Source organism: Streptomyces sp. NPDC029041 (assembly GCF_040637515.1).
GTDB lineage: Bacteria > Actinomycetota > Actinomycetes > Streptomycetales > Streptomycetaceae > Streptomyces.
On sequence record NZ_JBEZWO010000020.1, the window covers coordinates 73,409 to 98,856 of the forward strand.

General features: G+C 72.7%; 21 protein-coding genes. 6 read left to right on the top strand and 15 right to left on the bottom strand.

What is annotated here, in order from left to right:
• Positions 1-31: 31 nt before the first annotated feature.
• Positions 32-1,390 (bottom strand): ROK family transcriptional regulator, encoded by a 1,359-nt coding sequence (locus AB0F04_RS34885; protein WP_362049482.1) that lies wholly within the window; start codon positions 1,388-1,390, stop codon positions 32-34.
• Between the two features lie 136 nt (positions 1,391-1,526).
• Between AB0F04_RS34885 and AB0F04_RS34890 the strand changes: the two genes are divergently transcribed.
• Together AB0F04_RS34890 and AB0F04_RS34895 are read left to right on the top strand one after the other, a co-directional pair.
• Complete coding sequence (locus AB0F04_RS34890; RefSeq protein ID WP_362049485.1) at positions 1,527-2,732, top strand: MFS transporter; 1,206 nt, start codon at positions 1,527-1,529, stop codon at positions 2,730-2,732.
• 102 nt (positions 2,733-2,834) lie between these two features.
• The gene (locus tag AB0F04_RS34895) at positions 2,835-4,229 is read left to right on the top strand and encodes a solute carrier family 23 protein (protein ID WP_362049488.1); all 1,395 of its coding nucleotides are present in this window, start codon (positions 2,835-2,837) and stop codon (positions 4,227-4,229) included.
• Here AB0F04_RS34895 and AB0F04_RS34900 read toward each other — a convergent pair.
• Positions 4,193-5,338 carry a glycoside hydrolase family 6 protein gene (locus tag AB0F04_RS34900; protein ID WP_362049567.1) on the bottom strand — a complete coding sequence of 382 codons (1,146 nt, stop codon included), beginning with the start codon at positions 5,336-5,338 and terminating at the stop codon, positions 4,193-4,195. The two genes, AB0F04_RS34895 and AB0F04_RS34900, sit on opposite strands and share 37 nt — an antisense overlap.
• A gap of 176 nt (positions 5,339-5,514) precedes the next feature.
• Here AB0F04_RS34900 and AB0F04_RS34905 point away from each other — a divergent pair, with 176 nt between their 5' ends.
• The gene (locus AB0F04_RS34905; RefSeq protein ID WP_362049491.1) at positions 5,515-6,225 is read left to right on the top strand and encodes a DUF5995 family protein; all 711 of its coding nucleotides are present in this window, start codon (positions 5,515-5,517) and stop codon (positions 6,223-6,225) included.
• Here the strand turns inward: AB0F04_RS34905 and AB0F04_RS34910 are convergent.
• Both AB0F04_RS34910 and AB0F04_RS34915 read right to left on the bottom strand, forming a co-directional pair.
• Positions 6,222-7,919, bottom strand: a complete 1,698-nt coding sequence (locus AB0F04_RS34910) for an NAD(P)/FAD-dependent oxidoreductase (protein WP_362049494.1) — start codon at positions 7,917-7,919, stop codon at positions 6,222-6,224. The two genes, AB0F04_RS34905 and AB0F04_RS34910, sit on opposite strands and share 4 nt — an antisense overlap.
• 47 nt (positions 7,920-7,966) lie before the next feature.
• Positions 7,967-8,755 carry a carbon-nitrogen hydrolase family protein gene (locus tag AB0F04_RS34915; protein ID WP_362049497.1) on the bottom strand — a complete coding sequence of 263 codons (789 nt, stop codon included), beginning with the start codon at positions 8,753-8,755 and terminating at the stop codon, positions 7,967-7,969.
• A gap of 308 nt (positions 8,756-9,063) precedes the next feature.
• Between AB0F04_RS34915 and AB0F04_RS34920 the strand changes: the two genes are divergently transcribed.
• A complete protein-coding gene (locus AB0F04_RS34920; protein WP_362049500.1) occupies positions 9,064-9,639 on the top strand; it encodes a Repetin in 576 nt (191 codons plus the stop codon).
• Here AB0F04_RS34920 and AB0F04_RS34925 read toward each other — a convergent pair.
• From AB0F04_RS34925 to rpe, 8 genes are all read right to left on the bottom strand, one after another.
• Positions 9,608-10,804, bottom strand: a complete 1,197-nt coding sequence (locus tag AB0F04_RS34925) for an MFS transporter (protein WP_362049503.1) — start codon at positions 10,802-10,804, stop codon at positions 9,608-9,610. The genes AB0F04_RS34920 and AB0F04_RS34925 overlap by 32 nt on opposite strands.
• 136 nt (positions 10,805-10,940) lie before the next feature.
• On the bottom strand, positions 10,941-11,393 hold the full coding sequence (locus tag AB0F04_RS34930; protein ID WP_104778814.1) for an Lrp/AsnC family transcriptional regulator: 453 nt from the start codon (positions 11,391-11,393) through the stop codon (positions 10,941-10,943).
• Positions 11,394-11,403: 10 nt separating this feature from the next.
• Entirely contained in the window at positions 11,404-12,873 is a 1,470-nt protein-coding gene (locus AB0F04_RS34935; protein ID WP_362049506.1) for an amino acid permease, read from the bottom strand.
• A 162-nt stretch (positions 12,874-13,035) separates the two neighbouring features.
• Positions 13,036-13,602, bottom strand: coding sequence for a GNAT family N-acetyltransferase (locus AB0F04_RS34940; RefSeq protein WP_362049509.1), 567 nt, complete (start codon positions 13,600-13,602; stop codon positions 13,036-13,038).
• A 78-nt stretch (positions 13,603-13,680) separates the two neighbouring features.
• On the bottom strand, positions 13,681-15,123 hold the full coding sequence (locus tag AB0F04_RS34945; RefSeq protein WP_362049512.1) for a GuaB1 family IMP dehydrogenase-related protein: 1,443 nt from the start codon (positions 15,121-15,123) through the stop codon (positions 13,681-13,683).
• A gap of 108 nt (positions 15,124-15,231) precedes the next feature.
• Positions 15,232-15,603: a barstar family protein gene (locus AB0F04_RS34950; protein ID WP_362049515.1), complete on the bottom strand. Its 372-nt coding sequence runs from the start codon at positions 15,601-15,603 to the stop codon at positions 15,232-15,234.
• Positions 15,604-15,606: 3 nt separating this feature from the next.
• Entirely contained in the window at positions 15,607-16,650 is a 1,044-nt protein-coding gene (locus AB0F04_RS34955; RefSeq protein ID WP_362049518.1) for a sugar-binding domain-containing protein, read from the bottom strand.
• A 78-nt stretch (positions 16,651-16,728) separates the two neighbouring features.
• Positions 16,729-17,415, bottom strand: coding sequence for a ribulose-phosphate 3-epimerase (rpe, locus tag AB0F04_RS34960; protein WP_053668333.1), 687 nt, complete (start codon positions 17,413-17,415; stop codon positions 16,729-16,731).
• Positions 17,416-17,546: 131 nt separating this feature from the next.
• Between rpe and AB0F04_RS34965 the strand changes: the two genes are divergently transcribed.
• On the top strand, positions 17,547-19,688 hold the full coding sequence (locus tag AB0F04_RS34965) for an MMPL family transporter (protein WP_362049521.1): 2,142 nt from the start codon (positions 17,547-17,549) through the stop codon (positions 19,686-19,688).
• On the opposite strand, the gene AB0F04_RS34970 is transcribed toward AB0F04_RS34965, so the two are convergent.
• Both AB0F04_RS34970 and fmt read right to left on the bottom strand, forming a co-directional pair.
• Complete coding sequence (locus AB0F04_RS34970) at positions 19,669-21,087, bottom strand: transcription antitermination factor NusB (protein WP_362049524.1); 1,419 nt, start codon at positions 21,085-21,087, stop codon at positions 19,669-19,671. The two genes, AB0F04_RS34965 and AB0F04_RS34970, sit on opposite strands and share 20 nt — an antisense overlap.
• Before the next feature lie 107 nt (positions 21,088-21,194).
• The gene (fmt, locus tag AB0F04_RS34975) at positions 21,195-22,127 is read right to left on the bottom strand and encodes a methionyl-tRNA formyltransferase (protein WP_362049527.1); all 933 of its coding nucleotides are present in this window, start codon (positions 22,125-22,127) and stop codon (positions 21,195-21,197) included.
• Between the two features lie 327 nt (positions 22,128-22,454).
• Here fmt and AB0F04_RS34980 point away from each other — a divergent pair, with 327 nt between their 5' ends.
• Positions 22,455-23,000, top strand: coding sequence for a hypothetical protein (locus tag AB0F04_RS34980; RefSeq protein ID WP_362049528.1), 546 nt, complete (start codon positions 22,455-22,457; stop codon positions 22,998-23,000).
• A 220-nt stretch (positions 23,001-23,220) separates the two neighbouring features.
• Here AB0F04_RS34980 and AB0F04_RS34985 read toward each other — a convergent pair whose 3' ends face one another.
• The gene (locus tag AB0F04_RS34985; RefSeq protein WP_362049529.1) at positions 23,221-25,386 is read right to left on the bottom strand and encodes a primosomal protein N'; all 2,166 of its coding nucleotides are present in this window, start codon (positions 25,384-25,386) and stop codon (positions 23,221-23,223) included.
• Positions 25,387-25,448: the final 62 nt, after the last annotated feature.

Below are 25,448 nucleotides of genomic sequence, written 5' to 3' on the forward strand. Positions count from 1 at the left end.
GGCCGGAGGGGGTGGCCCCGGGCCTGACGGTCTACCAGCCCGGAGCGGGCCGGCGCCGGGGCTCTCCGGGTGTGAACAGTTGTTCCTGGGCGCGGTCCCGGGCCGTCAGCAGTGCGCCGCGCAGGACCGCGCCGCCGCCCAGGGTGGTCGCCCGTACCTCTGTGGGCAGTGGCGTCATCCGGGCGATGCGGTCACGGACCCGTGAGGCGAGCTCCTCGCCACCGGCCTGACCGACCTCGCCGCCGAGCACCACGCACCCGGGGTCCAGGATCGCCACGACGGAGGCGACCCCGACGGCGAGACGATCGGCGAGGGCGTCGAGAAAGCGGGCGGCGGCGGCAGGGGCCGCGGGAGGTGACGCCCCGGCTCCGGGAGTGCGAGACGCGGCCCCCGGCAGGGGCGCGCCCCCTCCCGGCAGCAGCGGCGCAGAACTCCTGGAAGTGGGCGCTCCCCCTTCCGGCGTCAGCCTGGAACTCCCGGTTCGGCTCGCCCGCACCGCTTCGACGGCCACCCGTACCGCCCCCACCGCGGACATCGGCTCCCCCGGCGCCGCGGGCATTCCGCACGCGGCCGCCAGGGACACGACCGCCGCCGAGGAGGCCAGCGAGTGGAAGCCGCCCTCGCAGTCGGTCGACGTCGGCCGCGCGGCCGTGCCCGGGACCGGGAGAAAGCCGATCTCGCCGGTGCCGCCGGACGCGCCGCGACGGAGGGCGCCGTCGAGGACCACGGCCGCTCCGGGGGCGTGGCCGAGCCACAGCAGGACGAAGGTGTCCCGGTCCCGGGCCACCCCGTCGCGCTGCTCGGCCAGCGCCGCGAGGTTGGTCTCGTTCTCGACGCTGACGCGGGCCTCGGGCAGCCGCTCCTGGAGGGTGGCGACGAGCCGGCGGTGCCACTCCGGCAGCCCGGTGGAGTTGCGGAGTTCACCACTGGAGGGGTCGATCAGGCCGGGCGCGCCGATCCCCACGGTGTGCAATCGGTCGGCACCGGCCTCCTTCGCCACGCGCTCGACCAGTGTGACCGCCTGCTCCACGGCGGGGCCCGTGCCCGTGTCGTCCCCGATGGGCACCGACGCCTCGGCCAGCACCCGCCCCACCAGGTCCGCGACGGCCACGGCGACGCCCTCGGTGCGGACGTCGAGGGCGGCCAGGTGCGCCCGGTCGGCGACGATGCCGTAGACCTTCGCGTTGGGGCCGCGCCGTTGCTCCCCCGCCTCGCCGACCACCGCGATCAGTCCGGCGGCGGTGAGGCGCTCGACGAGGTCGGCGACGGTCGGCCGGGACAGACCGGTCAGCTGCTTCAACCGCCCTGCCGTCAAGGGGCCTTCCTGCTGGAGCAGGCGCAGGGCGAGCCGGTCGTTGATGGCCCGGGCGGTCCTCGGGGATGCGGGCATGCGCGGATCCTCCCAGATCGACGGGGGCCGTCGGCCATGGCCAGCGGAAAACACTCTTATTATCAGGCAGGGTTCCTGATAGTTTACGCCCGCACCGGTCACGGCACACGGCACAGACCCGGAGGGGGACCGCAGAATGGGCAACGTGGTCGACGAACAACGCGAGGTGAAGCGGTCCCGGTACGCCGTGGCCGCCGTCTTCGCCGTGCACGGCGCCGTGACCGGCTCGTTCGCGACCCGCGTGCCGTGGATCCAGGACCACGCCGGGGTGAGCGCGGGCCAGTTGGGGATCGCGCTCGCCTTTCCCGCGCTCGGCGCGTCCGTGGCGATGCCGCTCGCCGGCGGCATCATGCACCGTTTCGGCGCCCGGAACGCGCTGCGCGGACTGGTCGCCCTGTGGACGCTGTCGCTGGTCCTGCCGTCCCTCGCGCCCAACCTGCTGACGCTCTGTCTGGCCCTGTTCACGTACGGCGCGACGGCCGGCATGACGGACGTGGCGATGAACGCGCTGGGGGTCGAGGTCGAGAACCGCCTCGGGCGGTCGATCATGTCCGGACTGCACGGCATGTGGAGCGTGGGCGCCCTGATCGGCTCGGCGGCCGGCACGCTCGCCGCGCACCTCGGCTCCGATGCCCGGCTGCACCACGCCCTCGCCGCCGCGGTCCTCACCGTCATCGGTGTGCTGTCCTGCCGGTGGGTGCTCGACCTGCAGCCCGCCGAGGACGAGGAGCCGCCTCCGCGGTTCGCGCTGCCGCCCCGCTCGGCGCTGCTCATCGGCTTGATCGGGTTCTGCGCGGTGTTCGCCGAGGGAGCGAGCCTGGACTGGTCGGCCGTCTATCTGCGGGAGCAACTGGAGACGTCCGCCGGTCTGGCGGCGGCGTGCACCACGGGCTTCACGCTGACCATGGCCGTCGCCCGGCTCGCCGGTGACAAGATCGTGGACCGCTTCGGTGCCGTGCGGACGGTGCGGGCGAGCGGGGTGTTCGCCGTGCTGGGCGGACTGCTGATCGTGATCGCCGACCATCCCGCGGTGGCGATGAGCGGGTTCGCGCTGATGGGACTGGGCATCGCCGTCGTCGTGCCGCTGTGCTTCGCCGCCGCCGGCCGCAGCGGTCCCAACCCGAGCCTGGCCATCGCGGGCGTCGCGACCATCACGTACACCTCGGGGCTGATCGCGCCGAGCGCGATCGGGATGCTGGCGCAGGCGACGAGCCTGATGGTGTCGTTCTGCCTGGTGACGGCGCTGTCCAGCGGCCTGGTGGCGTTCGCGGGGGTGCTGCGGCCCGGCGAGCGGACCAGGATCGGCCGGACGGACGCGGTGGTTCCGGGCCCCCGGCCCTGAGCGGACCCACGACCGTCCGTGGTCGGCCCCCGTCACGGTCTTCTCCGGCGCACCCCGACAATGGTCCGGACACTCGCACGCACGACGAAAGCGAACCGCACCATGGATCTCGGCGTCCGCTGGAAACTGCACGGCGACGGACGCACCCCGGCGCCCGGCGCGGTGGTCCGCCCCGACGAGCGGCTCTCCTGGCCCCGCACGGCCGGACTCGGCGCCCAGCACGTCGTCGCGATGTTCGGTGCGTCCTTCGTGGCACCGGTCCTGATGGGCCTGGACCCGAACCTCGCGATCATGATGTCGGGCGTCGCGACCGTCGTGTTCCTGCTGGCCACCCGCGGCAGCGTGCCCAGCTACCTGGGCTGCTCGCTCTCCTTCGTCGGCGTGGCGGCGGTCATCCGGGCGCAGGGGGGCAGCAGCGCGACCGTCACGGGAGCGGTATTCGTCGTCGGGGGCGCGCTGTTCCTGGTGGGGCTCGCCGTGCGGCGGTTCGGGGCGCGGATCATCCACGCGGCGATGCCGCCGATCGTGACCGGCGCGGTGGTGATGCTGATCGGCTTCAACCTGGCGCCGGTGACGGCCTCGACGTACTGGCCCCAGGACCAGTGGACGGCGCTGCTGGTGATGTTGTTCACCGGCCTGGCGGTGGTCTGTCTGCGGGGTTTCTGGTCCCGGATCGCGATCTTCCTCGGGCTGGTCTTCGGATACGGCATCTCCTGGGTGTCCGACCTGGTCTTCGGCAAGATCCACTCGGTGGACGCGAGCGGCAAGGTCACCGACCACTGGCGGCTCGACCTGTCCGGCGTGGACAAGGCCGACTGGATCGGACTGCCCACCCTGCACGCCCCGTCGTTCGAGTGGTCGGCGATCCTGGTCGCCCTGCCGGTCGTCATCGCGCTGGTCGCGGAGAACGCCGGGCACGTGAAGGCGGTCGGCGAGATGACCGGTGACTCGCTGGACGACAAGCTCGGCACGGCGATCGCGGCCGACGGCGTCGGTTCGATGCTGTCCACCGCGGTCGGCGGCCCGCCCAACACCACGTACTCCGAGAACATCGGCGTGATGGCCGCGACCCGCGTCTACTCGACGGCCGCGTACTGGGCCGCCGCCGGCTTCGCCCTGCTGTTCGGCGTCTGCCCGAAGTTCGGCGCGGTCGTGGCGGCGATCCCGGGCGGGGTGCTCGGCGGCATCACCGTCATCCTGTACGGCATGATCGGCCTGCTGGGCGCGCAGATCTGGATCAACGCCAAGGTGGATCTGCGCAATCCGCTGAACCTGGTCCCGGCTGCGGCGGGCATCATCATCGGCGTGGGCAACGTCTCCCTGAAGTTCTCGGACACGTTCTCGCTGAGCGGCATCGCGCTCGGCACGGTGGTCGTCATCACCGGCTACCACGCTCTGCGGGCCTTCGCCCCGGCCCACCTGAAGACGCAGGCGCCGCTGCTGGACGAGGGCACCTCCACCTACGACGACGCCGCGTCGGACGACGCCAGGTCGTAGGCGTACGAGGCCGTGAACGTCCCCGGCCTGCCCTTGCAGCCGTCCGACTCCCCCGGCAGCTTCACCCACAGGTAGGCGTCGATGCGCGATGCGCCGGTGTCGAGCGTCGGGGCCCGGCCCAGTGTGCGACCGGACGGGTCGCACCACTCGCCGTCGGGAGGGGCGCCGTTGCCGTTGCGGCTGGTGTCGATGACCGCGCCGAGGCTCGCCGGGCCGCCGAGCGCGTCGAGGACCCGCCGGTCGTAGGCGATCTCGTCGGCGGTGGTGTGGAAGTTGGAGACGTTGCTGAAGACGCCGTCGGACGACTCGGGCGAGGCGGCACCGGCCTGGCGCAGCCAGGCCGCCTGCCGGGCGGGGGCGTTCCAGCCCGAGTGCCCCGCGTCGTAGTACACCCGGGCCCGGGGGCCGGCGGCCTTGAGCACGCGGCCGGCCCGGGCCAGTGAGGCGAAGCGGTCGGCGCGTTCCGCCGCGGAGAGGCAGCCGGTCTGGGCGATCGAGTCCGGCTCCAGCACGACGATGACCTCGCCGGAGCCCAGCCCTGCCGCGAACCGGTCGATCCAGGCGTCGTAGGCGTCCAGGCCGGGCGCCCCGCCCTGGGAGTGGCCGCCGCAGTCCCAACCGGGGATCGCGTACGGCACCACGACCGGTACCCGGCCCTGTGCGGCAGCACCCGACGTCACCGCGGCGACCCGGGCGGTGACGGTCTGCGGGGAGTAGTCGGCGAACCAGACGGCCGCCGGCTGTGTCGCGATACGGGACGCGATGACCGCATGCCGCGGATCGCCGGAGTGGGAGCGGCTCCACTCCAGCACCTGGGAGTCGGGGTGGCGGTAGAGCCGTCCGGGCACGGTGTCGGTGTGCTCCCGCTTCGTCTCGGTCCTCGGTGGCGAGGGACTCCGTGAAGGGCGCGCGGACGGCGACGGCGAGGAGGAGGTGGCTTCGGTGGTGGCCGGCGCGGACGGCGAGGGCCCGGCCGGCAGGGGCACCGGGCGGGGTGAGGCCGACACCGGGGCGGGCGCGGCCTCGTCCGTGGCCCGTCCGTCGCCGGACGCGGAGAAGACGCCTGCGAGGGCGCCGGCCGCGGCTACGACGGAGGCCGCCACGACCATCGCGCCGCGCCGGGCGGCGCGGCTGCGCCCGGCCCTGCGGGCGGCCAGGCGGCGGGCACGCGGGCCTGTCACGGTGCTGCACCTCCTCCTCCGGCGGCGGGGCGGTGTTCCCCCGTTTCGGGGAAGCGCCGGGCCCGCCGGTCCTCCCGCCAGCCTAGAGCTGCGACTCTGCCCGCATGCCGCGATGCGAACAACTCCCCCCAGCCCTGGACACTCCGGTCGACGCCGTGATCTCCCGCATGCGCGCCCTCGACGCGGCCCTGCACCCGCGGGACGGGGTGGCGGTCTTCAACCGCGTCTACCTCGCCGTGACGGAGGCGGTGGACCGGCACGTCGACGCGGGCCGGTTCACGGACGCCCACGCCGCGATCACGCTGGACGTACGGTTCGCGCAGCGGTACCTGGCGGCCGTCGAGTCGGCGGCGGACGAGCGGCGCCCGCCCGCCTGCTGGCGGCCGCTGTTCCAGTTCCGCCGCCATCCCGGGGTACGGCCGTTGCAGTTCGCGCTGGCGGGCATCAACGCCCACATCGGGCACGATCTCGCGCTGGCCGTCGTGGACACCTGCCGTACGCTCGGCTGCGCACCCGTCGAGCTGGAGGACGAGTTCGACATGGTGGGCGATCTCCTCGTCTCGCTGGAGGAGCGCATCCGCGATGATCTGATGCCGGGACCCGACCTGTTCCGGGTCGCCGACCCGCTGACCCACCTGCTCGGCTCCTGGAGCCTGGAGCGCGCCCGGGACGCAGCGTGGACGGCGGCCCGGGCCTTGTGGGTCCTGCGTGAACTCCCCGATGTGGCCGACGAGTTCACGGAACGTCTGGACACGGCGGTGGGCTTCGCGGGGCGCATGCTGCTCACACCCCTGACCGAGCCCGGCTTCCGCTAGTCCTCCGGCAGTTCCACCGGCGCGATCTCGTCGTAGACGTCGCCGGGGCCCGGGTTGGTGGGGTCGGTCGCGCCGCCCAGGTGGTGCATGACGCCCCAGACCGCGTTGAGGGCGGTCTGGATCGCGCCCTCGGCCCAGCCGGCCGTCCAGGAGATGTCGTCGCCGGCGAGGAAGATGCCGCGCTTGTCCTCGGGCAGCCGGTCCTGCATGAAGTGCGTGAACAAGCGCCGCTGGTAGCGGTAGTGGCCGGGCAGGTTGGCCTTGAACGCGCCCATGAAGTAGGGCTCGTTCTCCCAGGAGACCGTCACCGGGTTGCCGATGATGTGCTTGCGGATGTCGACCTTGGGATAGATCTCGCCGAGCGACTTCAGCATGACCTCCATCCGCTCGTTCGCGGACAGCGGCAGCCACTTCAGGCTGTCGTCGCACCAGGTGTACGACAGGCAGATGACGGCGGGCTTGTCCGGGCCGTCGTCGAGCAGGTAAGTGCCGCGCGTCATACGGTCGGTGAGCGTCATCGACATGACGTCCCGGCCCGTCTCCTCGTCCTTGTCGAGCCAGAACGGGCGGTCGACCGGCACGAAGAGCTTCGAGGACTCCATGTAGTGGGTGCGCTCGATCGCCGTCCAGTGGTCGATCGGGAAGAGCGAGTCGTCGCAGGCGATCTTCGACAGCAGCATCCAGGACTGGGCGGTGAAGACCGCCGCCTGGAAGGTGCGGATGTCGCCGTGAGCGTCGGTCACCGTGATGCGGTTGCCGGCGGTGCGGTGCAGCCGGGTCACCGCCGGGCGGGGCTCGCCGCCCTCGTGCAGGCCCGCCAGCGAGGTCCCGAGCGGCCAGTGGACGATCTTCTGCGGCTCGCGCTCCCACAGACGCAGCGGCAGCTGCTGGGAGCCGCCGACGATGCCGCGGTGGTGGTCGTCGGCCTCGGTGTAGACGACGCGCAGGATCTCGAGGATGGAGTTCGGGAAGTCGGTGTCCCAGCCGCCCGTGCCGAAGCCGACCTGGCCGAAGATCTCGCGGTGGCGGAACGACCTGAACGCCTCGGAGTCGCAGAGGAAGCCGTAGAAGGTCTGGTTGTCGAGCTTCTCCACGAGCTGGGACCAGATCTCGCGGATGCGCGGCACGTCCCGCTCGCGCAGGGCGCGGTTCATGTCGGAGAAGTCGGCGCCCTCCTCCAGGCACCGGCCCCATGCCTCGGCGACGTCCCGGTAGACCTGCGGCAGGTCCTCGATCGTCTCGGCGTAGTGGGACTCGCCCTTGAGGTCGACGACGGTCGACGGGGTGGCCTCGGAGAGGGGGTTGGGGAACGGCCGGGTCTGCAGGCCGACGAGGTCGATGTAGTGCTGCAGGGCCGTGGAGGACGGCGGGAAGCGCATCGCGCCCATCTCGGCGCTGAGGGACTCGTCGCACCCCTCGAAGCCCACCGTGCGGAGCCGCCCGCCGATCTGGTCGGCCTCGTACACGACCGGCTTGAGGCCCATCTTCATCAGCTCGTACGCGGCGACGATGCCGGACAGACCGCCGCCGATGACCGCGACCTCCGTGCCGTGCTCGGTCGCGGGTATCTGCCCGAGGCCCGCCGGGTGGGCGAGGAAGTCGTCGTAGGCGTACGGAAAGTCCGGGCCGAACATGGTGATCGGCGGCTGCTGCGCGTCAGCGTGCTCGACGGCGTTGGGCACGGTGGACGTCATGGGGTGCGGACTCCTTGCACAGGTACGAACGGGCGGTTCAGGGGGTTTCAGACGAGCGAGCCGTACAGGCCGGGCCGCCGGTCCCGCAGATACGGGTTGTTCTCGCGCGACGCGGCGAGGAAGGCCGGGTCGACGTCGGCGAGCACGAGTTCCTCACCGCGTCCGGCCCGGGTCCGGGCGACCCCGTCGGGCCCGGCGAGCGTGGACAGCCCCACGAACTCGAACTCGCCCTCCCGGCCGACCCGGTTGACGTACGCGACGTACATCTGGTTCTCGAAGGCGCGCACCGGGATCATCGACTCGGCGACGAACTGGAACGGGTGCATCTGCGCGGTGGGGACGACGAGCAGGTCCGTGCCGGCCAGGGCGTGGGCACGGACGTTCTCCGGGAACTCCACGTCGTAGCAGATCAGGAGGCCGACCCGGAGGCCGTCGAGCTCGGCCTGGGCGACCGGCAGGTCCCCGGGGGTGAAGTGGTCACGCTCGAAGCAGCCGAAGAGGTGCGTCTTGCGGTGGTTGGCGAGACGGGAGCCGTCGGCGGAGATCAGCTGGACGGAGTTGAACACGGCCTCGCCGTCCCGCTCGGGGTAGCCGTAGGCGATCGCCAGGCCGTGGCTGGTGGCGATCTCGGCGACGGTGTCGGCGCAGTCGCCTTCGGCGGGCTCGGCGAGCCGGCCGATGTCGTCGCCGATCGCGTAGCCCGTCAGGAACAGCTCGGAGGTGACCAGCAGCCCGGCGCCCGCGGCGGCGGCCCGGCCCGCGGCCTCGTCGAGGACCTTGAGGTTCTCGACGGTGGAGCCGGGTCGGCCGGAGCTCTGGAGCAGGGCGGTGCGCATGCGTGATCCTCACCGGGCGGAGGGGTGGTTGGGGGCCTTTTGGGGGCCACCTAGACGGTACGGGCGGCTGACCAGGGCGGACAAGCAGGAGCCGTTGCGCGCCGGTGAACGGTTCATTGCGTGGGTCGTGGGGCCGGCGGCGATTCGTTGCGCGCCTCGTTCGGACCCCGGGCTCCTCCTCGGAGTGCAGCTGTGCGCGGTCTCCCCCGCCGTACGGCGGAGACGGGGTCCCGCCCCGAGCGCGATGTCCTGCCCCCGCCGGGCCAGGAGAGTAAGGGCTGTCCACTCGACCTGCGGAAAGGAACGCAATGAAGCGCCGTACGAAGATCGTCGTGCTCGGCTCCGCGCTGCTCCTCACGGCCGGAGTGGCCTCGGTCGCGACCGCGTCGGACGTGCCCCTGCAGCGGGGGGCCGCGGCCCTCGCGTCGGACGCGCCTCACCAGCGGGAGGCCGCATCCCTCACCGGCACCGCCAAGCTGTACCGGTCCAAAGGGGACGACATCACGTTCTCGTTCGACGCGCATCTGGCGGCGAAGGACACCGCCGACCCGTCGCAGGCCGGGGGCACCTTCGAGTTCAGCCACTATCTGCACGGCAAGGGCGCCTGGGCGAAGGCGAAGGTGGACTGCCTGGTGACCGGTGGCACGGTGGCCGTCGTCTCCGGCGTCATCACCGAGTCCGACCTCCCGGGCTCCGAGGGCAAGCGGGTCGGCGTCACCGTCCACGACCGCGGCCGCGACGACCGGCTGGGCTACAGCTGGGTGATGTCGGGCCGCCCCGGTGAGGGGAACGAGCCGCCCCCGTGCGTGGCCTCCGCCCCCTTCGAGAAGGTGAAGAAGGGGACGGGTGACTTCACGGTCGTGCCGTGGCAGCCCGAGCTCTAGCCAGGGCCAGAGCGGTCACCAGGTAGGGAAGCGCGAGCACGGCGAAGACGGTGCTGTGCGGCATGCCGGTGCCGAGCAGCGCGTACACGCCGAACGTGGCGACCGTGGCCAGCTCGGTGCCCAGGCTCGCCACGGAGGTGAGCGTGGCCCGGCGGGAGTCGTCGATGCGGTGCTGGAGCCGGACGTCGGCGAGCACCTCGGCCAGCTGGAACCCGGCGAAGGCGAGGCTCAGGAGGACGACTCCGGTCAGGGACCGGGCCAGGGCTCCCACCGCGAGGGCGAGGGCGGCGCCCGCGAGCAGCACCGCGAGCCCGGTCGGGCCGAGGCGCTCGGCCGGGCCGGTGAGGAGGCTGCCGACGGTGACGCCCGCCCAGATCAGCATGACCAGGTAGGGCACCGTCACCTCGGCGAAGCCGATCTCCCGGATCAGCAGGGGGATGTACTCGTCGAATGCGCCCCACACGGCGGCCACGGCCGGGATCAGCAGCACGGCGCCGCGTACCGCACCGTCCCCGCGGATGTCGGCGAACCCGGCCCGCACGGTCGTCGCCCAGCTGTCGTCGGCGCTCTCCGGCCGCACCCGGTGCTCCGGGAACCGGGTCGCGGTGACGGCGGCCAGCACACAGGCCAGGACACTCGCGGCACCGACGGCCGGGTAGCCGCCCCGGGCGAGAACGGGCCCTGCCAGGCCGATGGATGCCACCGTGCCCAGCAGCCGCGCGGCCCGGGCCCGGCCCATGATTCGCCCGTAGCGGCCGGCGGCACCGACCCGGTCCAACTCCTCGTAGACCAGCGCTTCCAGAGCGCCGGAGCCGAGCGCCCCACCCGCGCCCCACAGGACGAAACCGGCCGCGAAGGCCCCGTACGACGGGACGGTCACCCACAGCGCGAACCCGGCGGCGGTGAGCAGGGGACCGATCCACAGCAGCCTCCGTCGCGACATGGCGTCGGCCCAGGCGCCGGAGGGCACTTCCAGCACCATCGCGGTGATCGACCACAGGGCGAACAGGGAGGAGATCTGCCAGAGCGACATGCCGGTGTCGGCGAAGAGCAGCGCGTACACCGGGTAGAGCAGGACGAAGTCGTCGAGGAACGCGTAGCCGTACAGCGTGCGTGTCAGACGGCGGACGCCGGTGGCGGGCACGCGCGCGGGTGAGAGTGTCATGAGGCCTTCCCGGAAGGACGGATCGGACGCCGGAGGTACGGCGTCCGAGGCGGTCCTCGGGAGGCACGGCTGGTGGATCAATGTCGCCGGGTCATGACACCCAGGCTAGAGGTGTCTCGTGGAACGGGCCACGGAGTTACGTGGGCGACCCGGACGAGAAGCGCCGCAGCAGCGGCGAGAGCACGAGCACGGACTTGGTCCGTTCGACGAACGGCTCACCGGCGATCCGTTCCAGGACCCGTTCGAAGTGGCGCATGTCGGAGGCGAAGACCTGGGCGATCGCGTCCGCGTCCCCGGTGACGGTGGACGCGGCCACGACCTCCTGATAGCGCTCCAGGCCCCGTTGGATGGTCTCCGGGGAGGTGTTCCCGCGGCAGTAGATCTCGACGAACCCCTCGGTCTCCCAGCCGAGGGCGCCCGGGTCGACGCGCACGGTGAAGCCGGTGATGGCTCCGGTGGCCCGCAGCCGGTCCACGCGCCGCTTCACGGCGGGCGCGGACAGGCCGACGAGTGAGCCGATGTCGGCGTAGGAGCGGCGGGCGTCCTCGGCGAGGGCGTGCACGATGCGTTCGTCGAGATCGTTCAGCACAGTGGGTCGTTCACTTTTCGGATGGCGCGAGTCGGGACCGGCGGTAGCCGTACCCGAAGTAGAACACGAGACCGGCGACCATCCAGACACCGAAGACCACCCACGTGATGGCCGGCAGGCTGCCCATCATCCAGACGCAGAAGGCGAAGCCCAGCACGGGCAGGACCGGCGAGAGCGGCACCCGGAAGGTGCGGGGCAGGTCCGGCTTGGTCCGGCGCAGCACGACGACGGCCACGTTGACGAGCGCGAAGGCGAACAGGGTGCCGATGCTGGTGGCGTCGGCGAGCTGTCCGAGCGGGATCGCGGCGGCCAGGACACCGCAGAACAGCGACACGATCAGGGTGTTGGCGCGCGGGGCGCCGGTCTTCGGGTGGACCCTGGCGAACACCTTCGGCACCAGACCGTCGCGGGACATGGCGAACAGGATGCGGGTCTGGCCGTACAGCACGGTCAGCACCACGCTCGCGATGGCGATGACGGCGCAGAAGGCCAGCAGAGTGCCCCAGAAGGTCTGCCCGGTGACCTCGCGCATGATCTGGGCGAGGGCGGCCTCGGAGTCGGTGAAGTTCTTCCAGGGCTTGGCACCGACCGCGACGGCCGCGACGAGGACGTACAGCGCGGTGACGATGACCAGCGACAGCATGATCGCGCGGGGCAGGTCGCGCTGGGCGTTCTTGGCCTCCTCGCCGGCGGTGGAGGCGGCGTCGAAGCCGATGTAGGAGAAGAACAGCGTGGCGCCGGCGGCGCTGACGCCCGCCATGCCGAGCGGCATGAAGTTCTCGTAGTTGCCGGAGCGGAAGCCCTGGACGCCGATGGCACAGAACATCACCAGCGCGGCGATCTTCACGACGACCATGACGGTGTTGGCGCGGGCGGACTCGCGCGCGCCGCCCAGCAGGAACGCCATCGCGAGCAGCACGACGATCAGCGCCGGCAGGTTGAACACGCCGCCGTCACCGGGCGGGGCGGACAGGGCGGCCGGGATGGTGACGCCGATGGTGCCGTCGAGCAGCTCGTTGAGGTACTCGCCCCAGCCGACGGCGACGGCCGCCACCGACACGCCGTACTCCAGGACCAGACACCAGCCGCATATCCAGGCGATCAGCTCACCCATCGTTGCGTACGCATACGAGTACGAGGATCCGGAGACCGGGATGGTGCCGGCCAGCTCGGCGTAGGACAGGGCCGAGAACAGGGCGGTGAGACCGGCGATCACGAAGGAGAGGGTGACGGCCGGACCCGCCTTGGGGACGGCCTCGCCGAGGACGACGAAGATGCCGGTGCCGAGCGTGGCGCCGATGCTGATCATGGTCAGCTGCCACAGGCCGAGAGTGCGGCGCAGTGACCCACCCTCACCCTGGCCCCCCTCCGCGACCAGGCGTTCCACCGGCTTGCGGCGCATGAGGCGGGCGCCGAGGCCGGGGGGTGCGGAGGCCGCCGTGGGGCCTGGGTTCTGCGGGGGTGCGCCTTGGTCGAGCACGCGCTTGGCTCCTTGTCGCTGCCGGTGAGGGCGGCGGGGACCGCGGGCACCCTTGAGCAGGGACCCACCGAGCGGAGTCCCCGCCACGCCACGTACGAGGCGACAGCCTACGAGCAACGGCGTTGCTGGTGAAATGCAGCAACCTTGCGCGTACATGCAAGATCATTGCGTTCCCCGGGGCGGAGCGGGTGTTCGTTGCACGGCGGCTTTCGTCCGTTGCACGAGGCTTGCTCGGACCAGCTCTTTCACCAGGAATGTGAGGTCCTCGGCGCATTCGTGCGTGAGACCGTCGCGGTCTTCGTACGACCAGCGGCCGACGTACGCCGCCAGCGGCAGATAACCGAGCCGGGCGTAGAGGGCGGCGGCGCGCGGATTGTCGTCGGCGACCCCGAGACCGACGGCCGTACGGCCCTGCTGCCGGGCCAGTTCCTCGGCGGCCCGCACCAGCGCGCTGCCGATCCCGCGCGAGCGCAGCGTCTCGGGCCACACGGTCAGCGCGTTGATCTCCGGGCAGCCGGGCCGTGCCGCGCGTACGACCGAGTCGTCGCAGCCGTCCCAGCGCAGCTCCGCGTGCCCCACGGGCCGTCCGTCGAGCCAGGCGAGGAGATACGTGCTCATGCCCCGCTGCTGGCGGTCGAAGCGGCGCGCGTGGAACGACGTGGCACCCATGGAGCCGATGCAGCGGTCGAGCAGTGGCACGTCGGCGGCCCGGCAGACGGTGATCTCCATGACGTACGACGGTAGGGCGTGCGCGCGCGTGAGGCCCCCGGTTTTTCACCGGGGGCCTCACGCGCGGTAGTGGAGCCGTCAGCTCCAGCTGGCGTGAAGGGGCTTGCCCTCCGCGTACCCGGAGGCGCTCTGGACGCCGACGATGGCCTTCTCGGCGAACTCCTCCAGGGAGCCGGCGCCTGCGTAGGTGCAGGAGGAACGGACACCCGCGATGATCGAGTCGATCAGGTCCTCGACGCCCGGGCGGCCCGGGTCGAGGAACATCCGGGAGGTGGAGATGCCCTCCTCGAACAGCGCCTTGCGGGCGCGGTCGTACGCCGACTCCTCGGAGGTGCGGTTGCGCACGGCCCGGGCGGACGCCATGCCGAAGGACTCCTTGTAGGCGCGGCCCTGGGCGTCGTGCTGGAGGTCGCCCGGGGACTCGTAGGTGCCGGCGAACCAGGAGCCGACCATCACGTTGGAGGCGCCGGCCGCGAGGGCCATGGCCACGTCACGGGGGTGGCGGACACCGCCGTCGGCCCACACGTGCTTGCCGTACTTCTTCGCCTCGGCGGCGCACTCCAGGACGGCGGAGAACTGCGGCCGGCCCACGCCGGTCATCATGCGCGTGGTGCACATCGCGCCGGGGCCGACACCGACCTTGACGATGTCCGCGCCGGCCTCGATCAGGTCGCGCACACCCGCGGCGGCGACCACGTTGCCCGCGACGACCGGCACCTGCGGGTCGAGGTCGCGCACCAGCTTCAGGGCGCTGATCATCGACTCCTGGTGGCCGTGCGCCGTGTCGATGACGAGGGCGTCGACACCCGCGTCCAGCAGTTGCTGGGCCTTGCCGGCGACATCGCCGTTGATGCCGACGGCGGCGGCGATGCGCAGCCGCCCCCGGGCGTCGGTGGCCGGCGTGTAGAGGGTGGCGCGCAGGGCGCCCTTGCGGGTCAGGATGCCCGCGAGCGTGCCGTCCTGGTTGACCGCGGGGGCGTAGCGGCGGTTGGCATGGTCGAGGGTGCCGAAGGCCTCGCCCGGGTCCATGTCCGCCTCGATGAGCAGCAGGTCCCGCGACATGACCTCGGCGAGCTGTGTGAAGCGGTCCACGCCGGACAGGTCGGCGTCGGTGACCACGCCGACCGGCTTGTGGTCGCCGTCGACGACGACACCGGCGTTGTGCGCGCGCTTGGGCAGCAGGGCCAGCGCGTCGGCGACCGTCTGGTGCGGCGACAGGATGATCGGGGTGTCCAGCACCAGGTGCCGGCTCTTCACCCAGGAGACGACGTCGGTGACCACGTCGATCGGGATGTCCTGGGGTATCACCACCAGGCCGCCGCGGCGGGCCACGGTCTCGGCCATGCGGCGGCCGGCGATGGCGGTCATGTTGGCGACGACGAGCGGGATGGTGGTGCCCGTGCCGTCCGGGGAGCTGAGGTCGACGGCCTGCCGCGAGCCCACCGAGGAGCGGCTCGGCACCATGAAGACGTCGTCGTACGTCAGGTCGTACCCGGGCTGGATGTCATTGAGGAAACGCACGTGCTGCACATCCCAGTCGATCAGAGGTGACCCCCGGACCGGCCGGCCAGGGGGAAAGAGCACGTACTTCATTCTCCCATGCCGGGCACCCGATCAGCCCCCAGCGGATCATCCAGGCTGGTCAGGGGGCCTCTCGGAGGATTCTCCAAGGCCGAGGGTCACGAACAGCCCCGGGCCCCGGTCGGTCGCCTCGGCGAAGATCTCCTCGGCGACCTGCCACTCCTCGGGCCGCGTCTCGGCGTACGTCCGCCAGCCCTGCACGACGACCAGGAGCCCCCGCTCCCCGGCCCCCTCGGGCCAGAGGGCGGGGTCGGACAGGCAGTCGGCGAGGGCGTCCCAGTTGCGGCCGAACCAGTCGGGCAGGGCCAGGTCACGAGCGCAGCGGTCCATGAGGGCCGCCTTGTCCGTGACCCCGGCCAGATCCAGGACCAGCACGATCCGGCCCGCCGGGTCGTGCACGCCGTGCGCCTGTCCGGCCACCCGTCAGACCCCGTCCGGGTCGGACCGGTTGAGGGCCGACTTCGGCGCCGGACCGGCCGTCATCAGGTAGTCGGCGGCCGACGTGTCCGTCACCAGGCTGGTGACGAGCCCGGACCGCAGCACGGCGTCGATCGCGGGCCCCTTGCGCTGCCCTCCCGCGATCGCGACGACCTCGGGGATCCGGCGGAGCTGGTCCGCCTTCACGGTGATGCACCGCTCGCCCAGGTCGCGGCCGACCCGGCGGCCCTCGGCGTCGAAGAGGTGCGCGGACATCTCGGCGGCGACACCGAGGGAGGCGTAGTGCGCGCGCTCCTCGTCGCTGAGCATGTCGTGCACCGTGGAGATACCCGGCTCCCACGAGCCGATGGACACACAGGCGACGGTGACCTTGTCGAAGTGCTCGAAGGCCCGGGCGATCCCCGTCTGGTTGCGCAGTGCCGTGGCCGTGGCCGCGTCGGGCAGCAGCATGGGGGCGTAGATGGGGTGGGCGTCCCCGCCGGACACCTGGGCGGCGCGGCGTACGGCCTCGACCGAGCCGCGTTCGGCCGTCCCGGCGTCGTAGACACCGGTCAGCTGCACCACCGTGCAGGGCGGCAGCCGGTCGAGCGCCGCCGCCATGTGGATGGTGGAGCGGCCCCAGGCCAGGCCCAGCACATCCCCCTCGCTGACCAGTTCGCCGAGCAGGTCGGCGGCCACTTCTCCCAGGTTCTCGGGGTCGGGCGTCTCCTCGGCCTCGGCCGGGGACTCGACCACGACGGCGTGCCTGAGGCCGTAGCGGGCGCGGAGCGCGTCCGAGCGCTCTGCGTCCAGTTCGGCCGGCACACGGATCTCGATGCGCACGAGATCCCGTTCGAGGGCGGTCTCCAGGACCCGGGCCACCTTGAAGCGGCTGACGCCGAACTCCTCCGCGATCTGGATCTTGGACTTGCCCTCGAGGTAGAAGCGGCGGGCCATGGCCGCCGCCTGCACCAGCTCAGCGGGTCCCATCCGCATGGCTGACCGGCCCGCCGACATACCCGACACGGCGTTCTCCTCACTGCTGTTCACACTCTGGATTCGCCGTTCATCCTTGCAGATGTGGCGCGGTCGATCAGCCCTGATGAGAGCCGTTCACTTTGCTGTGGCTCAGTGGTTGCAGGCCCAGGAGGCCTTCGCCGTCGCCGCGTCGGCCTGGGTGCGTAGTGCACGTACCGCTTCTGCCGGGTCGTTTGCCCCGTAGACCGCCGATCCGGCCACGAAGACGTCGGCTCCGGCGTCGGCGCACCGCTCGATGGTGGAAGCCGAAACTCCGCCGTCGACCTGGAGCCAGAGCTCCAGCCCGTGCTTGCTGATCAACTCGCGGGTGCGGCGAATCTTCGGAAGCATGATGTCGAGGAAGGCCTGTCCCCCGAAGCCCGGTTCGACCGTCATGATCAGCAGCATGTCGAGCTCGGGGAGCAGGTCCTCGTACGGCTCGATGGGGGTCGCGGGCTTCAGCGCCATGGAGGCGCGGGCGCCCTTGGCACGGATCTCCCGGGCGAGCCGGACGGGCGCTGCGGCGGCCTCGACGTGGAAGGTGACCGAACCGGCCCCCGCTTCCACGTACTGGGGCGCCCACCGATCGGGGGCCTCGATCATTAGATGGCAGTCCAGCGGGGTGTCCGTCGCACGGGCCAGCGACTCTACGACCGGCACGCCGAGCGTGAGGTTCGGGACGAAATGGTTGTCCATGACGTCGACGTGGAGCCAGTCGGCTCCTTCCACGGCCTTCGCCTCGTCCGCGAGGCGGGCGAAGTCTGCGGACAGGATGCTGGGGTTGATCTGCGCGGCCATGACCTAAGACTGCCATGCCCCGTGGGGGTTGTGAGCATCGGACCCCGGTGGTCCACCGGGCGCGGGACTCAGGTGGCTCGTCGCCCGAATCCCCGCACCCCGTGCGGGGCGTCTTCGCGGAAGGGGACGTCATGAAACAGGGCGTCGCGCATCTCGTCTGCGGGCGGCGGGCCAAGTGGCTCGTGCTGGTCTTCTGGGTGGTCGTGCTGGTCGTCGCCGCGCCGCTCGCCATGAAGCTCACCGACGCTCAGGACAACGACGCGTCGTCCTGGCTGCCGGGCTCCGCGGAGTCGACGCAGGTGCTGCAGATCTCCCAGGACTTCCGGCCGGAGCAGATCCCGGCGGTGGTCATCTACGCACGCGAGAGCGGCCTGACGCCGCAGGACCGTGCGGAGATCGCCGAGGACGTGCGGCAGCTGAAGCAGCTCGGCGACCACGGCATCATCGGTGAGCAGACGCGCGGGCCGGTGTTCGACCGGCAGGTCGACCCGCGGGCGGCGCAGGTGTTCGTGCCGATCCTGATGGACGAGGAGGGCTGGGAGCGGATCTCACCGGCCGTGGACTCCATACGGGACGACGTCGGTTCGGGAGGCGACGGGCTGTCCGTGCACATCACGGGCCCGGGCGGCACGTCGGCGGACTTCGCCGAGGCCTTCGAGGGCATCGACTCGACCCTGCTGTTCGCGGCGATGGCGGTCGTCATCGTCATGCTGCTCATCACCTATCGCAGCCTGACGCTCCTGGTCGTCCCCCTGGTCTCGGTGGTCTGCGCCCTGTTCACCGCGCAGGCGCTGATCTACCTGCTGGCCGAGCACGGCGGCCTGACGGTCAACGGCCAGAGCGCCGGCATCCTCACGGTGCTGGTCTTCGGAGCCGGAACGGACTACGCCCTGCTGCTGGTGGCCCGGTACCGGGAGGAACTGCGCCGGCACGAGGACCGGCACGAGGCGATGGCCCTGGCCCTGCACCGCGCCGGCCCGGCCGTGATCGCCTCCGGGGCGACGGTCGTGCTCAGCATGCTGGTGCTGCTGGTCGCCGAGATGAACTCCACGAGCGGCCTGGGACCGGTGGCGGCGATCGGTGTCGCCGTCGCACTGGTGGCGATGATGAGCCTGTTCCCCGCCCTGCTGGTGATCTTCGGCCGCTGGATCTTCTGGCCGGTGGTGCCGCGCTACGGGACGCCCGACCCGACCGAGCGCGGCGTCTGGGCCCGCACGGGACGCCGTATCGCCCGCCGCCCGCGGATGATCTGGGCCGTGACGGCGCTCGCGCTGGCGGTCTGCTCACTGGGGTTGATCCAGCTGCGCGCGGAGGGCATCGGCAACGCTGACGCGTTCACCGGGAAACCCGACTCGATCACCGGCCAGGAGGTGTCGGCGCGCTACTTCCCGGCGGGCAGCGGCGATCCCCTGGTCATCGTCAGCGACCAGGCGCAGGCCGTGCAGGTGGGCCGCGCGGTCGCCGGGACGCCGGGCGTGGTCCCCCAGTCCCTGGGTCTGCCACCCGGCACCAAACCGGCCTTCGAGGGCAAGGTCCTCTTCGAGGCCACCATGACCGCCCCGGCGGACAGCGAGGCCGCCAAACAGACGGTCGAGCGGGTACGGGACGCCGTGCACGCGGTGCCGGACGCCGACGCACAGGTGGGCGGCGGTACCGCGGCCCTGCTGGACATGGACGAGGCGACCACGCACGACAACGTGCTGATCATCCCGCTGGTGCTGGTGGTCGTCCTGCTGATCCTGTGCGGCCTGCTGCGTGCCCTGATCGCCCCGCTGCTGCTGATCGGCACGGTGATCCTTTCCTTCACGGCGGCCCTCGGCATCAGCGCGCTCGCGTTCCGGTACGTCTTCGACTACGCGGGCGAGGCGACCGACTTCCCGCTGTTCGTGTTCGTGTTCCTGGTCGCCCTGGGCATCGACTACAACATCTTCCTGACCACCCGCATCCGCGAGGAGGCGGCCCGCCAGGGCACCAGACCCGGAGTGGTCACGGGCCTTGCCGCCACCGGCGCGGTCATCACCTCCGCCGGTCTGGTCCTGGCCGGTACCTTCGCCGCCCTCGGCACCCTGCCGATGGTCGCCTTCGCCGAGATCGGCTTCACGGTGGCCCTCGGCGTCCTCATCGACACCTTCATCGTCCGCTCGGTCCTGGTGACGTCGCTGTTCCTGGACGTCGGGCCGAAGGTGTGGTGGCCGCACCGGCTGGCGCGCCACGACGGCGGCACACCGGACCGGGCGGCCGTGGCCGCGGGGGTCAGCCGGTCCGGCGAATGAGCGCCAGATACATCGCGTCGGTCCCGTGCAGATGCGGCCACAGCTGCACGTCGGGCCCCTCGCCCAGATCCGGTACGCCGGGCAGCAGCGGCCGGGCGTCGACGAGGTCGGTGTCCGGGTGCTGCTTGAGCACGTCGGCGACGACGGCCCGGGTCTCGGCGAGGTGCGGCGAGCAGGTCGCGTAGCCCACCACACCGCCGACCCGCACCGACTCGAGGGCGGTGCGCAGCAGCCCGCGCTGCAGCGGCGCGAAGCCCTCCAGGTCCTCGGGGCGGCGCCGCCAGCGTGCCTCGGGGCGGCGGCGCAGGGCGCCGAGGCCCGTGCACGGCACGTCGACCAGCACCCGGTCGAAGCTGCCGGGCCGCCACGCCGGACGCGTCCCGTCGGCGGCGATCACCTGGTAGGGCCCGGGATTGCCGTCCAGCGCCTTCGCGACGAGGCCGGCGCGGTGGGTCTGCTTCTCGGAGGCGACGAGCAGGGCGCCCCGTTCGGCGGCCAGCGCGCCGAGCAGCGCGGCCTTGCCGCCGGGCCCCGCGCAGCCGTCCAGCCAGCGCCGGTCGGGCCCGTCCAGGGGGGCGCCCGCGAGGGCGAGCGCGACGAGCTGGCTGCCCTCGTCCTGCACGCCCGCGCGCCCGTCCCGCACGGCCGCGATGGCACCCGGCTCCCCGCCCTCGGTCAGCCGCACCGCATAGGGCGACCAGCGGCCGGGCACGGCGGCGTCCTCGTCGAGCAGTTCCTCCGCGGTGGCCCGTCCGGGCCGGGCCACGAGCGTGACCTCGGGCCGGTCGTTGTCGGCGCGCAGCAGCTCCTCGATGCCGTCGCGCCCGCCGCCGAGGGAGTCCCACAGCGCGGACACGACCCACCGCGGATGGGAGTGGACGACGGAGAGATGGTCTTCGGGGTCCTCGTCGTAAGGGGGCGCGACCCGCTCCAGCCAGCCGTCCAGATCGTCCTGCGCGACCTTGCGCAGCACGGCGTTGACGAACTTGGCCCGCCCGTCGCCGAGCACGACCCGCGCGAGCTCGACGGTGGCGGACACCGCCGCGTGCGTCGGGATACGGGTGCCGAGCAGTTGGTGTGCGCCGAGGCTCAGCACGTCCAGCACCGGCGGGTCGACCTCCCCGAGCGGCCGGTCCACGCAGGACGCCAGGACCGCGTCGTAGGTCCCCTGCCGGCGCAGCGTGCCGTACACCAGCTCGGTGGCGAGCGCGGCGTCCCGGGCGTCGAAGTCGTCGTTCTCCCGCGCCTTGCGCAGCAGCGGGGGCAGGACGAGGTTGGCGTAGGCGTCCCGCTCGTCCACGGCCCTCAGCGCCTCGAAGGCGAGGATGCGGACGGGGTCCTTCTTGGGCCTGCGGTAGGACGTGCCTGACGTGCGGGCTCGACGGGGCTGTTCGCTCACGAAAAAGGTGCTCCGGTGGTGAGAAGAAGTGCGCCGTCCAGCCTACGCCGCCGGGTACGGTCTGCAGCCGGCAGCGGGGTGCCGGCTGCATGAGGTCCCGCCCCGGCTCATCCGCCGAGCTGCTCGCCCTCGCCGATCCGCACCCCGCGCGCCCAGTCCGCCGCCCGCATCGGCTTCTTTCCCTGGGCCTGCACCCACAGCAGCTCGACACCGTACGAGCCGGTGCCGACGTACACGTTGTTCTTCCCGGCGGCGATCTGCCCGGGGGCGAGGTCCGTCCGGTCGGGCACGGGAGCGACCTGGATGAGCTTGAGCCGCTCACCGCGGAAGGTGGTCCAGGCGCCGGGGGCCGGGGTACACCCCCGTACCATCCGGTCGACCCGCAGCGCGGGCGCGCTCCAGTCCAGGTGCGCGTCCTCGACGTTGACCTTGGGAGCGAGGCTGATCCCGTCGGCCGGCTGCGGTACGGCCTTCAGCGTGCCGTCCTCGATGCCGTCCATGGTCGCCGCCAGCAGCCCTGCACCGGCGAAGGCGAGCCGCGTCAGCAGGTCCCCGCTGGTGTCGGTGGCCCGGATCTCCTCCGTCACCGTCCCGTACACCGGGCCGGAGTCGAGCCCCTCCTCGATCAGGAAGGTGGACGCCCCGGTGATCTCGTCGCCGGCCATGATGGCGTGCTGCACGGGCGCGGCACCGCGCCAGGCCGGCAGCAGGGAGAAGTGCAGATTGACCCAGCCGTGCGCGGGGATGTCGAGCGCGACCCGGGGCAGCAGCGCCCCGTAGGCGACGACGGGGCAGCAGTCCGGCCGGATCCGACGCAGCCGCTCCAGGAACTCGGGGTCCTTCGGCTTCGCGGGCTTCAGCACCTCGATCCCGGCCTCCTCCGCCCGCTCGGCGACGGGCGACGCGACGAGCCTGCGTCCGCGCCCGGCCGGCGCGTCGGGCCGCGTGACGACGGCGGCCACCTCGTGCCGCCCGGAGGCGAGCAGAGCGTCCAGAGCGGGAACGGCGACCTCGGGTGTACCGGCGAAGACCAGCTTCATGGGGTGGTGGGGGCCTCTCGGGGGCGGGATCGACAACGGGCAAAGCCCAAGTCTATGAGCCGGAAGCGGAAAGCCGCCGACGGCGCTGAACCCCCACGACAGACCCGGGCCTGTCGGCTGACGGTCACGGGCGATGCGCGGGCGGGAGACACGAGCCAACGGCCGAGGGCCGAGGCGCACACCCCGCGCAGACAGGCGCACACATGGAATCCCACGCCCCCACACCGTGACCCGCGGAGCGAATCCGCGTTGGTCAAGACAGAGTTGACCACAACGGGCCGCGATCGCGGCCCAATTCCTTTCAACGCCGGTTCGAGAGGCTTGTTCATGGCCGACCACGCAACCCACGACGCCCAGGCTCGGGCCAGCCTGCACTTGCTGGTGCGGGACATCGAGCGGGTCCGCCGGCAGGTGGACGCACTGCGCACCCTCACCGCCCAGTTGGGCAATGTCTACCGCCCGCGCCGCTCCGGCCCCTCCACGGGCTTCGTCGTCTACGGACGCGCTCCCGCCCCGACGGTACGGCTCGCCCAGGAACTGCGGGACAGTGTCGAGACCCTGGTCACCGCGGCCGTGGACTTCGACCGCTCGCTCGGCTTCTCGTGGGACGCGGTGGGCTCCGCGCTCGGAGTCACCAAGCAGGCGGTCCACCGCCGTTACGGCGCCCGCCGCGCCACGACCCAGTCGGCCGCGCCCGAGCCCGAGCGCACGCCGGAGCCGACGGTCGGCCGCTCGGTCAATGTGACGACCGGCCTGCCCTCGGTTCCGACGGTTCCCGCGGCCCGTTCCATGCCCACGCAGCCCACGGCCGGCAGCCCCGCTCTGCGCGACGAGGTCAGGCCGACGGTTTTCCCGGGCCCGCGCAACGGCTGACACCCGCGCCCTTCGCCCCGCCCTCCCGGACCGCTCCCGGGAGGGCGGCCGCGCATCGCGCCGGACCCACCGGACGACTGCCGCCGCCACCCACGGCGCCTGATCCTGCATCAGCGGCGCCGACCGCTCCGTCGCCCGCAGCAACCCCTCGTGCCGGCCGCATCCTCATGCCGGCCCCACTCTCGTACAGGCCCCCTCTCGTGCCCGTCCGAGGCGACGCTCACCCGATGTCGGCCGGATCGATCCGCACCCACACGCCGGCGCCGGTTCCCGCCCCGCCGCCGCTCCCCCGGGCCATCCGCGCGGCCTGCGCGGCCTTGAGTGCGGCGGCCAGCGCGGCGCCCCTGCCCGGTGGCACCCGCAGCAGCGCCCGCTCCCACTGCTCCCCGGGCGGCGGCGCCCCCGCCCGGCGAGGTCGCCCGGGCGCGGTGACGGGCAACGGCACCGGCCCCAGCACCTCTGCCTCGGGCGGCAGTTCGGCCGCACGGAGGAATCCTGCCACCGCATCCGGCGGGCCCGACACCGCGGCCATCCGCGACACCGGCGGAAACCCCAGCTCGGCACGCTCGGCGAGTTCCCGCACCGCGTGGCCGACGGGGTCCCAGCGGACGAGCGCCTGCACGGGCCGCAGCGTGGGCTCGGCCACGACCACCACCGTGCCCCCGGCCGACTGCGGCCGGACGAGGGAGGCGGCGGCCATCCACCGCCGCAGCCCGTCCTCCCCGGCCCGCAGATCGGGCCGCCCGAGCATGGCCCACCCGTCGAGCAGCAGTGCCGCCGCGTACCCGCCCTCGGCGACGGGCTCGGCCCCCGGCGTGCTCACGACCAGCGCGGGCGCTGACGGCACCGTGTCGAGCACGTGCTCCCGCCCCGAGGTGCGTACCGGGACGGCGGGGAAGGCCCGGCCCAGCTCCTCGGCGGTCCGACGGGCCCCGACGACCGAGGCGCGCAGGCGGAAGGAACCGCAGTCGGGGCAGTGCCAGCCGCTCTCCTGGCGTCCGCACCACCCACAGTTCAGGGCACCGCCGTCCGGCGCCTCCAACGGCCCCGAGCAGTGCCGGCAGCGCGCGGGCGCCCGGCAGTCGGCGCACGCCATGCGCGGGACGTACCCCCGGCGGGGCACCTGCACCAGCACCGGGCCGTGCTGGAGGCCGTCCCTGACGGCCTGCCAGGCCAGCGTCGGCAACCGGGCGGCCCGGGCGGCCTCGTCGCGGGCGAGATCCTGGTCCCCGACGGTCCGGACGAGCGGGGCGGCCCCCCGCACCTGGTCCCGGCCTGCGACGAGCGGCCGCGCCCAGCCGCTCTCGACGAGCTGGGCGGCCTCCACCGTGCAGCCCCAGCTCCCCAGCAGGAAGCCGCACTTGTCCTGGGCGGCCCGCAGCAGAAGCACCTCGCGGGCGTGGGGCTGCGGGGCGTGCTGCTCGCTGTGGCTGTCGTCGCCGTCGTCCCAGAGCGCGACCAGGCCCAGGTCTTGGACGGGCGCGAACATGGCGGCCCGGGTCCCGATCACGGCCCGTACGGAACCGCGCCGCACCGCGAGCCATTGCGCGTACCGCTTCTCCGGGCCGGCGTCGGCGGTGAGCACCGCGTGCCGCCCCTTTCCCAGCAGGGAGGTCAGGGCGGCGTCGACTCGTGCGACCGCCCGTCCGTCGGGCAGGACGGCGAGCGCCCCGCGCCCGGAGGCCAGCGTCGCGGCGACGGCCCGGGCCAGCTCCTCGCTCCACTGGGGCCCGGGCAGCGCGTTCCACACGGCCCGGGGCGCGCCGCCGGACACCAGGGACTCCAGGAAGGCGGCCCCGCGCTCGTACCGCTGCCAGCTTCCGGCTTCGGGCGCCGGGGGCGGGGGCAGCGGGTCGGGTGAGGGGCGCTGCTCGGCCCGTGCGTTGCGCGGCGGGACGGCGAGCTGCAGGACGTCGGCGAGGCTGCCCGCGTACCGGTCGGCGACCGCCCGGGCCAGCCCCAGCAGCTCCTCGCTCAGCACCCGCTCGGGCGACACGACCTGGGCGAGGGCGGCCAGCGGCCCGGAGTAGTCGGACTCGGCCAGCCGCTCGACGAGGAACCCGTCGATCAGTCCGCCACCCTCGCGCCGCCCTTCGCGCACGCGATGCCGCCCGGCCCCGAACCGGACCCGCACGCGCACGCCCGGCTGGGCGTCCGCGTCCAGCTCCTCGGGCACGGCGTAGTCGAAGTACCGGTCGAGATGGAGCACGCCCTTGTCGACGAGGACACGCGCGACGGGCAGCTCCTTGGCGAGCGCGGCCCCCCGCCAGGTCCGCGGCTTGGCCCGGGGTGTCTTCGCCTTGCGCACACTGTCCCGGATGAGCGCGAGCTGCTCGGGCGGCGCGCCCTCCGCGCCCCCGCCCGCCTGTTCGTTCTCGCTGCTCACGCTTGCATTCTTACCAAATCCCACTGACAACCGGGGGTTCCCGGGAGGCCCCCCGGGACACG